We start from the raw sequence: 14,040 nt of genomic DNA on the forward strand, positions 1-14,040 counted from the left end.
TAAATTAGCTACTAGGACTCTAAAATCACCGTCGCCATGGCGTAACGTTTTTCATCGGAAATCGATAAATGGATCTGGCTAACACCTTGCGCTTGAGCAATTTCTTTTGCTTTGCCATGCAGCGTTAACATTGGCTTACCCAATTCATCATTTTCAATTTCAAAATGTTGAAAACTCACACCACAAGCAATGCCAGTACCGAGTGCTTTAGATGCTGCTTCTTTGGCAGCAAAGCGTTTTGCTAAATAACGGCCTTGTTGCTTTAAACCATGAAAAATAGCCAGCTCAGTCGGATGAAGAACTCGCTCAGCAAAAGCTTGTCCAGAACGCTGCAAGCTTTTGTCGATACGTTCTATATCGGCAATATCAGTGCCTAATCCAACAATAGCCATTATCCACGACGCGCTTGCTGCATAATTGCTTTCATATCCGCAACCGCTTTATCCAAACCATCAAACAAAGCTCGGCCAATGATCGAGTGGCCAATATTTAATTCATAAATTTCAGGTAACGCAGCAATTGGCGCTACGTTATGATAAGTCAAACCATGACCAGCATTGACTTTAATGCCAATACTGTGTGCATAAGTAGCCCCCGTGGCAATACGTTTTAATTCAACTTGTTGATCGGCATCTGATTCAGCATCGGCATAATGCCCTGTATGTAGTTCGATATAAGGCGCACCACACGCTTTAGCTGCATCAATTTGATCGCGGGAAGCATCGATAAACAATGATACTTTAATACCTGCTTCAGTTAATTTTTGCGTTGCTGCTTTCACTTTGTCTAACTGGCCGGCGACATCCAAACCACCTTCAGTGGTTAACTCTTCCCGTTTTTCTGGCACTAAACATACATATTCAGGTTTAGTTTGAATCGCAATTTCAACCATTTCATCGGTAACCGCCATTTCAAGGTTCATACGAGTTTGAATTGTTTCACTTAAAATACGCACATCGCGATCTTTAATATGGCGGCGATCTTCACGTAGATGAACCGTAATTCCATTAGCACCTGCACGCTCTGCAATTTCTGCCGCATGCACAGGATCGGGATACTTAGTGCCACGGGCATTTCTGACGGTTGCGATGTGGTCAATATTGACACCCAAATAAATATCACTCATGGTTAACTCCTTGTCTTCGGGATGACTTTGTGCGGTGACAGTGCCATAAATAGCTCCCGACTTTTTAAAGGTTTACTGCCAAGGTACGGCTTTAATGCCATTCGAGTAAAACGCTTAGCAGCTTGTAATTGTTGTTTGGTTAGAAAACGGCGCTCACTGATCGCAATCAATTCATCCCCAAGAAAGGTTAAGTTATCCTTTCTTAGGCTCGCAATAAAGCCTTTTTGTTCTCGGTAACGGTAAGTCATGTTTTCAGACACAGGTTCGCCACTGCCGGCACAATGCAAGAAATCCACTCCATAGCCTAATGAAGACAGCAAGGCCAACTCAAAACGACGTAAAGCAGGTTCAGGGTTATCAGCTTGTGCCAATTCCGTCAAAGAAGCGAGATAATCATGAAATAATTCAGGATAGGCGGTTTCGCTTTCAATTACTCGACTAATCAATTCGTTGATGTACATCGCCGAATAAAGATTAATACCATTGAGAGGAATACCTAAACTGATCGGTTCGGCTTGCCTAAGCGTACGCATCGAGCCTTTACCAAACCATTTAAGTAATAGCGGTGTGAATGGTTGTAACACCCCTTTTAAATTAGAACGTTTACTACGAGCACCTTTGGCTAAAATGCTGACGCGACCGTACTCTTCACTAAACACATCTAAGATGAGACTCGTTTCAGTATAAGGACGGCGATGTAGGATAAAACAGCGTTGAAGTCCTAAAGCGTCAGACATAATTTTTCCGTAGCTCGAATCTCGAATGCTCGTTTCTCGAAGTTAGCATATCGAGAAACGAGTCTCGAGATTCCGATTAACGATTATAAATCATCAATATAGCCAAGAGAACGTAGGGCACGCTCATCATCAGCCCAACCAGATTTTACTTTCACCCAAGTTTCTAGATAAACTTTACGTTCAAATAACCCTTCCATATCTAAGCGTGCTTCACGGCCGATGGTTTTTATTTTCTCACCACCTTTACCGATCACCATTTTCTTCTGGCCTGTACGTTCAACCAAGATCAAGGCATTGATATGAAAACCATCAGTTTCTGGGTTGTAGTCGAAACGTTCAATTTCAACCGTCACTGAATAAGGCAGTTCTTCACCGGTAAAACGCATCAATTTTTCACGGATGATTTCCGATGCCATAAAGCGTTGTGAACGGTCTGTCACATACTCTTCTGGAAAATGGTGTACCGCTTGTGGTAAAGCTGCACGTACTCGCTCACGAATTGCATCAGTATTGCGGCCTTGTTTCGCTGAAATTGGAATAATATCGACAAAATCCATTTTCTCAGACAAGGTTTGCATGTGTGCCATCACTTCAGTGCGATCTTTTACATTATCGACCTTATTGATCAGTAATATGGTTGGAAAATTAGCAATACGCAACTTATTGAGTACCATTTCATCATCCGCGGTCCACTGAGTACCATCGACTAAGAATAGCACTAAGTTAACATCACTTAATGAGCTATTAGCCGCACGATTCATTAAACGGTTAATCGCGCGCTTTTCTTCGATATGTAATCCCGGTGTATCGACGTAGATAGCCTGATACGCACCTTCAGTATCTACCCCCATGATACGGTGACGGGTCGTCTGAGGTTTACGTGAGGTAATCGAAATCTTCTGACCAAGTAAATGGTTTAGCAGCGTTGATTTACCAACATTAGGGCGACCAACAATCGCGATAAAACCACAATGTTGTTCATTAGGGTCGACATCTTCCGCGGCAACTTGATTTGGCTGCGCTTCACCGGCAAAGTAAGCATCAAGATCGAACTCTTGTTCGTCTTGTGGAGCATTTTTATTTACCATTTACTAAGACTCCTAAAGCTAGCTCTGCAGCAGCTTGCTCCGCTTTGCGTCGGCTAGTACCTTTACCTACAATAGGCTCTGAAACACCAATAATATCGCATGAAACAGTGAATTCTTGGTTGTGAGCTTCACCTTTAATTTTCGCCACAGTATAAACAGGCAATGGTTTACGACGACCTTGCAAAAACTCTTGTAAACGAGTCTTAGGATCTTTTTGTGATACCCCCGGCTGAATTTCATCCAAACGAGTTTGATACCAAGCGAGAACGACTTTACGTACCACTTCAATATCACTATCAAGGTAACATGCACCAATGATAGCTTCGACGGCATCAGCTAGAATAGAATCACGACGGAAGCCGCCACTTTTCAATTCGCCTGGACCTAATTTTAAGTAGTCACCAAGCACAAATTCACGTCCTAGCTCCGCTAAAGTATGACCTCTAACTAAAGTTGCACGCATGCGGCTCATATCCCCTTCGTTAATATTAGGGAAACGATGATATAACTCATCAGCTATAACAAAACTTAAAATTGAATCGCCCAAAAACTCTAAGCGCTCATTGTGTTTGCTGTTCGCACTACGATGAGTCAGTGCGAGGTTTAAAAGATTGACATCATTAAATTGATAGCCAATCTTTTTTTGTAATTTAGGAATCTGAGAATTCATACTCTCTCAATTATATTAGTCCGCCGATACGATTAAATCGCACGCCGGAAGGGATCCAAGAAGGTAATACGCTGTCCGCATCACGTTCAAACTCAAAGCTAATCCAAATGGCGGTGGCTTTCCCCACAAAGTTTGCTTCTGGAACAAAGCCCCAGTAGCGACTATCAGCACTGTTATCACGGTTATCACCCATCATAAAGTACTCACCTTCTGGCACAACCCATTCATTGTGATACGGACGAGGCTGGTATGCCTGTACGTTATCGCGACGAACTGGACTGATTAAAATATTATGTTCCACTTCACCAAGCTTTTCTTTCGCTTGAATCAATGGAATGCCATCTTGATAAAATGGACTTTCTTTCGCATCAAACTGTGCCACAGGCTTACAAGTATCAGTGCCGACAGCTTGAACACAAATTTGCTTATCTTCAGTATAGCGGATAGTGTCGCCCGGTAGGCCAACCACACGCTTAATGTAATCGATATTTGGTTGTGGGGGATATTTGAATACCGCAATATCACCACGCTTAGGCTCACCAGTTTCAATCAATTTAGATTGAAATACTGGATCTTTAATACCGTATGAGAATTTTTCTACCAAAATGAAGTCACCAACTAATAACGTTGGCATCATAGAGCCTGATGGAATTTGAAATGGTTCGTAGATAAAGCTACGCAATACCAAAACAAAGGCAATCACTGGGAAAATCGACACGCTATTTTCTACCCACCAAGGTTGCGGGTGAATTTTCGCAGCCGCTTCCTTAGTGAGGGGTTCTGTTGTTTTAGTTTCAACATCAGCAATCGCTTGTTGGCGTTTTTTGCCCCAAACAAACTTTTCTAATACCCAAACCACGCCAGTCACTAATGTCACTAGCACTAAGATTAATGAAAATGTATTCGCCATCCGATTCGGCTTCCCTATGATATAATACTGATTGTACTAATATGTTTACTATAAATAACAAAAGTGAAAAGGCATTATCGCCCTTTCACTTTATATAGTCATTTACCTATGATATAGCCATTTGCCTGTGCTCACGGAAACGAACAACGTCATTACCGTGATTAATCTTTACCTACGTGCAAAATAGCTAAGAACGCTTCTTGCGGTAATTCAACATTACCGATTTGCTTCATGCGTTTCTTACCTTCTTTCTGCTTCTTCAATAGCTTTTTCTTACGGCTCACATCACCACCGTAACATTTCGCAATTACGTTTTTACGCAATTGTTTCACTGTTGAACGGGCAATGATGTGGTTACCAATTGCTGCTTGAATCGCGATATCAAACATTTGGCGAGGAATGAATTCTTTCATCTTCTCAACCAACTGACGACCACGCGTTTGTGATTGGTCTTTATGAGTAATGATCGCTAATGCATCAACGGTGTCGCCGTTAAGTAGTACATCTACACGTACCATGCTTGAGCTTTCATAACGGTGGAAGTTGTAATCAAGTGATGCATAACCACGTGACGTTGACTTCAAGCGGTCAAAGAAATCCAATACCACTTCTGCCATTGGTAAGTCATACGTCAATGCAACTTGATTACCGTGATAAACCATATCAACCTGAGTACCGCGTTTTTCAACACACAGCGTGATTACATTACCTAGGTAGTCTGAAGGTACTAAGATATTACAGCGAGCGATAGGTTCACGAATTTCTTCAATATCATTAATTGCTGGTAGCTTAGCTGGGCTATCAACGTAAATAATATCACCATTGGTCTTTTCTACTTCATACACTACCGTTGGTGCGGTAGTGATCAGATCTAGGTCATATTCACGCTCTAAACGTTCTTGAATAATCTCCATGTGTAGCATACCAAGGAAGCCACAACGGAAACCAAAGCCAAGTGCTGCTGAGCTTTCTGGCTCATAGAATAGTGAAGCATCGTTCAGACTTAATTTGCCTAATGCATCACGGAAATTCTCATAATCATCTGATGATACAGGGAACAAGCCAGCATAAACCTGAGGCTTCACTTTTTGGAAACCTGGTAAACCTTTATCACAACCGCCTTTAGCATGAGTTAAGGTATCACCAACGGGTGCACCTAAGATATCTTTGATACCACACACTACCCAGCCTACTTCGCCAGTATTTAGCCCATCTGTATCAACTCGCTTAGGCGTGAAAATACCAATGCGATCCACCCCCCAAGTTTGGCCAGTGCTCATCACTTTAATTTTGTCGTTTTTCTTTAGTGAACCATTTTTAATTCGAACCAAAGAAACCACACCTAAGTAGTTATCAAACCATGAATCAATAATCAGTGCTTGTAACGACGCTTCTGGGTCGCCTTCTGGTGCAGGAATGCATCGAACAATTTCTTCTAAAACTAAATCGACACCGATACCAGTTTTGGCAGAACAGCGAACCGCCTCCATCGCATCAATACCAACGATGTCTTCGATTTCTTCCGCAACACGCTCAGGATCAGCGGCTGGTAAGTCAATTTTATTTAAAATGGGAACCACTTCTAGGTCCATTTCAATCGCGGTATAGCAGTTTGCTAGTGTTTGAGCTTCTACACCTTGACCTGCATCGACAACCAATAATGCACCTTCACACGCAGCTAGAGAGCGAGAAACTTCATAAGAGAAGTCAACGTGTCCTGGGGTATCGATGAAGTTAAGTTGATAAGTTTCACCATCATTAGCTTTATAATCCAATGTCACGCTTTGCGCTTTAATCGTGATACCACGCTCGCGCTCAAGATCCATTGAATCAAGTACTTGAGCTGCCATTTCACGCTCGGTCAGCCCTCCACATACTTGAATTAAGCGATCAGAAAGAGTCGACTTACCGTGGTCGATATGGGCGATAATCGAAAAGTTACGAATGTGCTTCATAGGCTGGAGACAATACTCAAATAAATGGTGGATTGGATATGAAATCCCTTTTACTAGGTCAATTTCATTTTAGTGGCAGCGATTCTACCCAATTTCCTGCTGGGTAGCTATACCCAATATGCTTAGGAAAAAAACAACCAGAAAACCGAGTGGAAAATCTCAAATAATAGGTTGTCCTAAAACTCGAATCAAAGAGACTTCACTATCGACTTTTTTTTCTAACCATTGAGTCATGGGTTTTGCGAAATAGATGCCAAGACCACCACAGATGAAAAACATCAAAATGACAATACCTTCACCAAGGTTTAACCAAGGTCTTAAAACGAGCTGTGCAAACACACTACCCGTAATCATAGTTAGCAAAGGTAGTAAGTAAACAATAAGAGCTGAAAGTACTAAACTTTTTTCCGGTAAACCAATTTCAACTACTTGCCCATTTTGTAATACTTGGCTAGTCCGTAGTTTCCAAAAATGCGCTTTACTACCTAATGCGTTCGACACCATACCCGTGCCGCAGCTTTTTTGTGATTTACAACTTTTGCAACTGGTTTGCTGTTCACAACTCAACTGCACGGTATTCATACCTTGCTCTTGTTCAATCGAAACAACGGTTGCTAAGGCGGTCATCATGGTGTGTTGCCTTTATTGGTAAATGTCACTGAATCTGCAATGCGCTTCGCGGTAAGTGGCGGAATATCACCAATCACCGAAATCTCACGGTTATCTTTGATAAAAGTTTGCAGCGTTCGACGGCCTTGACGATAAACCTGCGGTTTACTGTCGGATGTTTTGATTTCCGACACGTAGACAGAAAAATTGAACAGGCCATCACTGTAGAGCTGGCTTTCTACAACAGTATCCGTGATGGGCATACGGTAACGATTAAGGTTATTGGCTTCAAAACCATTTGGCACCCAATTAACCTGCCAATTAGCGTCTATATCTTGTGATTTTGGTAAGGTTAATACATCTGGTAATTTCGCAGAATTAAGCCCATCTAAAATCGTCGCAATATGATCACTCACCGCGTAAGAAATCGTTCGATATTGCTCTAGAACCTCACCATTACGCTCAACTAAATCTGCCCTTAATGGCAAGCTAGTGCGCTCATCAATCCAGACAATATAAGAGTAACGTTGACCATCTTTTGGTACTACTCGAACCACCTGACACGCGGTGCCAGCTTCACGAGAGCGTCCAATCTTCACAAAATCATAAATATTGCTCAGCTCTTTAATATTACTACCAATCAAAGGGATCAGGGGGGCAACCATGTTGCCTGAGCGGATAGAAAATGGATCGAGTCCAGGTTCAATATAACTGATCTCATCACCACGACGGATCACTTCTCGTACCGGGCCACTTAAATAAACCAGATGAGCCAAATTTTTGTTATTCTCAGTCGCATGACGATAAAGTAATGGTTCAATACTATTCTTGCGCACTAAGATATAAGACAACTCATAATTGAGGGTGTTGCTAGCTTCACTCATTTTAAGCAATAAAGCCTCAGCGGAAGGCTTAACATCTTCGGCTGAGGCTGCTTGACTAAATAAGCTGAATAGCAACCAAGTACTAATCAGAATTTTTTTCATTTAAATACCGCTTCTATCGGATTAATCGTCACGAAAGACATATTATTCACTCATGTGATTCAAACGCAGTTGTAATTCATAATCTTGCATCAATTCATTAGCACGACGATGTTGTTCCATCGCTTTGGCTTCAGACGATTGTGAACGTACTGAATCACTAGTCAGGCTAACAGGCTCTGCTGAACCAGCAAAAGGTATTGTTTGTAAAACTGGAAGCTGATCAGAATCAGAGGCTAAATTAGCGTCTGAACCAGAGTATTGTTGAACCCCAAGAATCACAACTAATGAAACACACGCTGCGACACCGACTTGAGTCAAATTACTTAACCAAGCGGGCATTCTCGCACGAGCTTTCTCCGGCTTAGGTTGAGCTTCTAAAATTGGCGTAACTTTGTTTGAGGACAAGTCGTTTATCGAAGACAAACTGTTATGAGCGGGTTCACCTTCTAGCGCTAAAGCAACTTTAGAAGCGATATCCCAACTTGGGTTACTTGGCGTTTCACCACGAAGCGTATCTCCGATCAAATGGTAGTGACTCCAAGATTGTAAAGATTTATCATCTTGCTCTATCTCAGAAATCAATGCTTGATCAATAAGCTCTCCATCCATTAGAGCTGAGATCTGCTGTTTATTGGTCATTTTACTCACCATTATTAGTCATTGTTATCGCTGAATCAGTGGTCTTATTTTCTTTTCCACTGCGTCGCGAGCTCGGAAAATCCGAGAACGAACCGTACCAACAGGACAATCCATCACCTCTGCAATCTCCTCATAACTCAAACCATCCAGTTCTCGTAAAGTCATTGCGGTTTTTAAATCTTCAGGTAAGGCTTCAATTGCATGAAAAACTACCCGCTTTAACTCTTCTGACAACGTTAAGTTCTCAGGGTTCGATATTTCTTTTAATGCACTTCCAGATTCGTAATATTCTGCATCTTCAGCATCGACATCACTGGCTGGAGGGCGGCGTGATTGAGCGACGATATGATTCTTCGCAGTGTTAACCGCGATACGATAAAGCCATGTATAAAAAGCACTTTCACCACGGAAATTGGGTAGCGCTCGGTAGGCTTTGATAAAGGCTTCTTGAGCCACGTCAGGCACATCGCCGGGGTTCTTAATATAGCGGGAAATCAAACTACAGACTTTATTTTGATACTTGGTGACCAAAAGGTTGAATGCTTGTTTGTCTCCGTTTTGAACCCGCTCAATTAAAACTTGATCAGTCAACTGCTCGCTCATTTCGAGCACCTACTCCTATTTGTTTTACTTTTTGTCTCAACGACATAAGCATTTCTTATTATACTTAAATGACCTTTGGGTTACTGTTCTTATAAGTAAACAGCCTTTGGTAGTCACTAGGGTATATTGTAGTATTGATGTATCACCGACCACTAATGTGACATGTGGCGTCGAGAAAAGTTCATTAAAGAACAACTTTTTCCATTTTAACCATAAAATGTGCTGTAATCGTCATCGAACTTTCTCATATTTTTCATGGAAAAGTAAAACAACACTTGAAACTCAGTTTGATATCTATGCATATTATATACTCAAGTGACTTTCTGGTGCGAGTTTCAGCACCAGAAAGTCACTTGAGTATAACGATTTATTTCAATGCTTCGTCAAGTGCGCGAGCAGTCTCATTGTGCGCCAGCTGAGTGAATACAAATAAGTATCGACCCCTATTTCTCGGTACTAGCTTAGGAAATGAAACGAACTTATGAACACAAATAGTGAACATCAATGTGATGTACTAGTCATTGGTAGTGGTGCTGCTGGTTTATCGTTAGCACTCAGAGTTGCCCCTCATGGCAAGGTAATTGTATTAAGCAAAGGTCCTCGAAATGAAGGCTCTACCTATTATGCTCAGGGTGGTATCGCAGCGGTATTCGATGAAGAAGATAGTGTCGAATCCCATATAAATGACACATTAATTGCTGGTGCAGGTATATGTGAAAAAGATGCGGTTAGCTTTATCACCGAAAACGCCAAAGAATGTGTGCAATGGTTGATTGATGGTGGTGTACCATTTGATCTTGATGAAAGTGATAAAAGTGAGCACCCTCGCCACCACTTAACGCGTGAGGGGGGCCATAGTCATCGTAGGATTCTACATGCTGCAGATGCCACCGGCATGGCAATGCAAACCAATCTACAAGATAACGTTAATAATCACCCCAACATCCATTTTTTAGAACGCTACAACGCTTTAGATTTGATTACCGAAGATCGTATTGGCGGCGACGCTAAAAAAGTCGTCGGCGCTTATATTTGGAACCGAAACCAAGAGCACGTGGAATCGGTTAGAGCGAAATTTGTAGTATTAGCAACCGGCGGCGCTTCAAAAGTTTATCAATATACTTCTAACCCAGATGTCTCTTCTGGTGATGGCATTGCTATGGCTTGGCGTTCAGGTTGTCGTGTTGCTAATTTAGAGTTCAATCAATTCCACCCTACTTGCTTATTTCACCCTGAAGCACGCAACTTCTTATTAACTGAAGCATTGCGTGGCGAAGGTGCCTATTTAAAACGCCCTGATGGCAGTCGCTTTATGCCTGATTTTGATGAAAGAGGTGAGCTCGCCCCACGCGATATCGTAGCTCGTGCAATTGACTATGAAATGAAACGCCTTGGTGCGGATTGCATGTACTTAGATATTAGCCATAAGCCTGCTGACTTTATTGAAAAGCATTTCCCAACTATCAATATGCGTTTGCTCGATTTGGGCATTGATATGACCAAAGAGCCAATTCCAATAGTTCCTGCAGCCCACTACACTTGTGGAGGTGTGATGGTTAATCAGCAAGGACAAACCGATTTAGCCAACTTGTATGCAGTAGGTGAAGTGACCTATACCGGTCTACATGGCGCTAACCGTCTGGCATCAAACTCATTATTAGAGTGCGTGGTTTATGCTTGGTCTGCTGCCAAAGACATTATCACAAACCTTGATAAAGTAAATCTGCCACCAACACTTCCATATTGGGATGAAAGTCAGGTAACCAACTCGGATGAAGAAGTGATCTTGCAGCATAACTGGCATGAATTACGTTTATTTATGTGGGATTACATGGGCATAGTACGAACCGATAAGCGCCTTGAGCGAGCTTTACGTCGTATACAGTTATTGCAACAAGAAACCCATGAATACTATAGCTACTTTAGAGTATCCAATAATTTACTGGAACTACGTAACTTATTACAAGTGGCTGAATTAATGGTTCGCTGTGCGATGGCACGTAAAGAAAGCCGTGGTTTACACTACACTTTGGATTATCCGGATCAGTTAGAAAATAGCGGCCCAACTATTCTAGAGCCTGAAACCTTTCGAACCAGTAATCCTTTGTTTTAATTAGCAAAGTAAATAACAAGCCTCTGGCCTCTCTTTTTCAAGAATAGAGGCCTATTTTTTATCTTGATTCTTAAGAGATAAAAGACAAATTGAAAGGTTACTTTCCCCTTCATCCAATACCACATTTAATTTCTTATATTCATCATTCTCAAATTGGTAACGCATTAACCGCAACACTTGTCCATTTTTTAAAAGCAATTGCAGACCAAATTCCGATAACTGCCGATCTATTCGTATTAAAGGATGAAATAATTCAGGTGGAGTAGCTTCGTGACCAAAACGAACAGTAAACTGATTGAGGAGAGAAAAAGATAAAATTATCAATAAGATTGAAGCGGTGAGCGGAAGAGTAGAAACAGATATCGCCCAAATAGATAGGCTGTTTAAGACAACAAACCCAATTTGAGCGATATAGGTGTGACGATAATAAAAAGCAGCCGTTGTATTATGGCGCTTAGCGCACTTTACTAAGATTGTGGGCAACGATTCGATCCACAAGTTTCGCGTGACCTAAATGCTCACTACGACCATGCCCCATAATCCAAGTAAACAGATCGGGATCATCGCATTCAAGCAAAGAAACAAATGACTTTTGATCATCTTCAGTTAAATCATCAAAACATTCTTCAAAAAAAGGCATGATAACTACATCAAGTTCTAGCATGCCACGGCGGCAAGCCCACTTTATACGTGCTTTTTGTTCTGGTGTGTACATAACGGTTCCATCTCATAATGCATATTAGTCAAGTTTATCAGCTCACCTGTCTAGCAACTAGTGCAGCAATCACAATCACAACAAATGCTGACAAATATCAATTACGCCAGTACCATAGTGAACAACTTTATGAACTATAAACTAGGACGTTATGATGAATTGGAATGATACTTTTACCGCTTATCCTCTCGCATCAACACAAGCCTTTCCCGATTTAGTCCTTTGTCACCTTGCCTCTTGGAGTGCGATCACCATGACTGGTGATGACAAAAAAAACTATCTTCAGGGACAAATTACTAGTGATGTGGTATCGCTTGAAGTAAGCCAATCAACGCTAGGTGCTCATTGTGATGCTAAAGGAAAAATGCTCAGCACTTTCCGTTTATTCCATCACAATGATGGTTATGCCATGTTTCAACGTGCTTCTGCTATCGAAAAAGAGTTAATGGAAATAAAAAAATACGCCATTTTTTCTAAAGTAGTCATCGAACAAAGCACTGATATTTTTCTCGGTCTTATTGGTCACCAAGCGACTTCATTTATCGCACAACTATCTGGCCAATCTATTGATCAAGATAACTTACAAGTCATCTCACTAGAATGTGGGACTGCGGTGCCGATCAGTACCAACCGATGGCTATTAATGCTACCAAAGCAAAGTGCTGAGCAAGTTATTGAAAAAAATAGCGATCTTATTTTATCCGATGAACGTTTATGGGATTATGCCGATGTGACGGATGCCCTACCGCGAATTGACCAACATGAACAGCTCGAACACATTCCACAAGCAATGAACTTACAAGCACTCGGTGGTATTTCGTTCCAAAAAGGTTGTTATACCGGTCAGGAAACCGTCGCTCGAGCTAAATATCGCGGCATTAATAAGCGTGCATTATTCTGCCTGCAAGGTGAGCTCCATTCAGAGTTAAGCAACAACCTTAAATTAGAACGTCAAGTAGGTGAAAACTGGCGAGGTGCAGGTCAGCTCAATAATTACTATCAATTCAGTGATGGTAAATTAATCGCACTCGCTGTACTGCCAAATAATTTAGAAGTCGATACTGTGTTTCGTTTAGAAGCATTCCCAAATGCCCAATTAAGCTTTAGCGAACTCCCTTACTCACTTGAAGATTAATAGAGATTATGCACTCTAATTAGTTAGAGTGCACATCCACCTATTTGGCTCTCTAATCCCTGCTTCGCCAATTATATCAACTATTCAATCATCAACCTTCCAAGCAGAGCTTGATCGCTTATCCTTGCAATTTATTGCATTCACATTCATTAAATATCGATCTTACTCACACAAGAAAAAACAAAATAAGAAATTTTTAATCATTTATTTTGAATAAATATTGATCATGATTTTTTTAATGTATGATTTATTTGCAGGTTAATTCATAACATCCTTTGATTAAGTGAATTGACTAGTAAAGTGTTGTGCTGGTTCTTCCAGCCATATCCACTTTGTATAATGCATCTGTGACTATTCGCCCACGCTATTTTTTCGTGGGCATTTTTTTGCCTAAATCATCAATTAAAACAATAAAGTATCAATATCCATCCTTTTCAATAGATGCAAACACTGTCATTTCAGGTTAAAACAACATTAAAAATTAATGGCTATATGCTTTTTCACATAAAAATATAAATTTAACAATATGGATTCATACAATAAATACAATGACCTTAATGACTATAAAGATTGTTAGTATGCGATTAATTTAATAAATATGCACCAAGAGCCATTGCAAGAAATTAACTGCATGCGCTGTGCTTATACCCAAGTAACTTCAAGGTGCAAGTTTCAGCAAGAATAAAACAAGCTATAGGCAAGGCAAAATGAATAAAATTTAAAAAGGCTGGCTTTGATCGCCAACCTTTTTTCG

15 protein-coding genes are annotated in these 14,040 nt (G+C 41.0%); 2 read left to right on the forward strand and 13 right to left on the reverse strand.

Annotation, left to right across the window (positions count from 1 at the left end; genetic code table 11):
* Positions 1 to 11 precede the first annotated feature (11 nt).
* The 11 genes from acpS to rpoE all read right to left on the reverse strand — a co-directional run bounded on the left by acpS (position 12) and on the right by rpoE (position 9,323).
* On the reverse strand, positions 12 to 392 hold the full coding sequence (gene acpS, locus ACN0T8_RS14040) for a holo-ACP synthase (protein WP_417881251.1): 381 nt from the start codon (positions 390 to 392) through the stop codon (positions 12 to 14).
* On the reverse strand, positions 392 to 1,126 hold the full coding sequence (gene pdxJ / locus ACN0T8_RS14045) for a pyridoxine 5'-phosphate synthase (RefSeq protein ID WP_417881252.1): 735 nt from the start codon (positions 1,124 to 1,126) through the stop codon (positions 392 to 394). The genes acpS and pdxJ overlap by 1 nt, the downstream gene beginning before the upstream one ends.
* A 2-nt stretch (positions 1,127 to 1,128) precedes the next feature.
* Positions 1,129 to 1,863 (reverse strand): DNA repair protein RecO, encoded by a 735-nt coding sequence (gene recO, locus ACN0T8_RS14050; RefSeq protein ID WP_417881253.1) that lies wholly within the window; start codon positions 1,861 to 1,863, stop codon positions 1,129 to 1,131.
* Positions 1,864 to 1,946: 83 nt separating this feature from the next.
* Complete coding sequence (gene era / locus ACN0T8_RS14055) at positions 1,947 to 2,951, reverse strand: GTPase Era (RefSeq protein ID WP_417881254.1); 1,005 nt, start codon at positions 2,949 to 2,951, stop codon at positions 1,947 to 1,949.
* Positions 2,941 to 3,621: a ribonuclease III gene (rnc, locus tag ACN0T8_RS14060; RefSeq protein WP_417881255.1), complete on the reverse strand. Its 681-nt coding sequence runs from the start codon at positions 3,619 to 3,621 to the stop codon at positions 2,941 to 2,943. The genes era and rnc overlap by 11 nt, the downstream gene beginning before the upstream one ends.
* Before the next feature lie 10 nt (positions 3,622 to 3,631).
* The gene (gene lepB / locus ACN0T8_RS14065; RefSeq protein WP_417881256.1) at positions 3,632 to 4,531 is read right to left on the reverse strand and encodes a signal peptidase I; all 900 of its coding nucleotides are present in this window, start codon (positions 4,529 to 4,531) and stop codon (positions 3,632 to 3,634) included.
* 161 nt (positions 4,532 to 4,692) lie between these two features.
* Positions 4,693 to 6,486 carry a translation elongation factor 4 gene (lepA, locus tag ACN0T8_RS14070; protein WP_417881257.1) on the reverse strand — a complete coding sequence of 598 codons (1,794 nt, stop codon included), beginning with the start codon at positions 6,484 to 6,486 and terminating at the stop codon, positions 4,693 to 4,695.
* A 159-nt stretch (positions 6,487 to 6,645) separates the two neighbouring features.
* A complete protein-coding gene (locus ACN0T8_RS14075) occupies positions 6,646 to 7,116 on the reverse strand; it encodes a SoxR reducing system RseC family protein (RefSeq protein WP_417881258.1) in 471 nt (156 codons plus the stop codon).
* Complete coding sequence (rseB, locus tag ACN0T8_RS14080; protein WP_417881259.1) at positions 7,113 to 8,081, reverse strand: sigma-E factor regulatory protein RseB; 969 nt, start codon at positions 8,079 to 8,081, stop codon at positions 7,113 to 7,115. Before rseB ends, ACN0T8_RS14075 begins: the two co-directional genes overlap by 4 nt.
* A gap of 42 nt (positions 8,082 to 8,123) precedes the next feature.
* Positions 8,124 to 8,720, reverse strand: coding sequence for an RseA family anti-sigma factor (locus tag ACN0T8_RS14085; RefSeq protein WP_417881260.1), 597 nt, complete (start codon positions 8,718 to 8,720; stop codon positions 8,124 to 8,126).
* 24 nt (positions 8,721 to 8,744) lie between these two features.
* Positions 8,745 to 9,323, reverse strand: coding sequence for an RNA polymerase sigma factor RpoE (gene rpoE / locus ACN0T8_RS14090; RefSeq protein WP_417881261.1), 579 nt, complete (start codon positions 9,321 to 9,323; stop codon positions 8,745 to 8,747).
* Between the two features lie 481 nt (positions 9,324 to 9,804).
* On the opposite strand from rpoE, the gene nadB reads away from it, so the two are divergent.
* The gene (gene nadB / locus ACN0T8_RS14095; RefSeq protein ID WP_417881262.1) at positions 9,805 to 11,436 is read left to right on the forward strand and encodes an L-aspartate oxidase; all 1,632 of its coding nucleotides are present in this window, start codon (positions 9,805 to 9,807) and stop codon (positions 11,434 to 11,436) included.
* A gap of 51 nt (positions 11,437 to 11,487) precedes the next feature.
* Here nadB and ACN0T8_RS14100 read toward each other — a convergent pair whose 3' ends face one another.
* The gene (locus tag ACN0T8_RS14100; RefSeq protein ID WP_417881263.1) at positions 11,488 to 11,919 is read right to left on the reverse strand and encodes a hypothetical protein; all 432 of its coding nucleotides are present in this window, start codon (positions 11,917 to 11,919) and stop codon (positions 11,488 to 11,490) included.
* Entirely contained in the window at positions 11,891 to 12,151 is a 261-nt protein-coding gene (locus ACN0T8_RS14105; RefSeq protein WP_027697662.1) for a succinate dehydrogenase assembly factor 2, read from the reverse strand. The genes ACN0T8_RS14100 and ACN0T8_RS14105 overlap by 29 nt, the downstream gene beginning before the upstream one ends.
* 154 nt (positions 12,152 to 12,305) lie before the next feature.
* Between ACN0T8_RS14105 and ygfZ the strand changes: the two genes are divergently transcribed.
* Positions 12,306 to 13,286: a tRNA-modifying protein YgfZ gene (gene ygfZ / locus ACN0T8_RS14110; protein WP_417881264.1), complete on the forward strand. Its 981-nt coding sequence runs from the start codon at positions 12,306 to 12,308 to the stop codon at positions 13,284 to 13,286.
* Positions 13,287 to 14,040 lie beyond the last annotated feature (754 nt).

Origin of the sequence: Vibrio sp., assembly GCF_048266485.1 — a bacterium.
Lineage (GTDB): Bacteria > Pseudomonadota > Gammaproteobacteria > Enterobacterales > Vibrionaceae > Vibrio.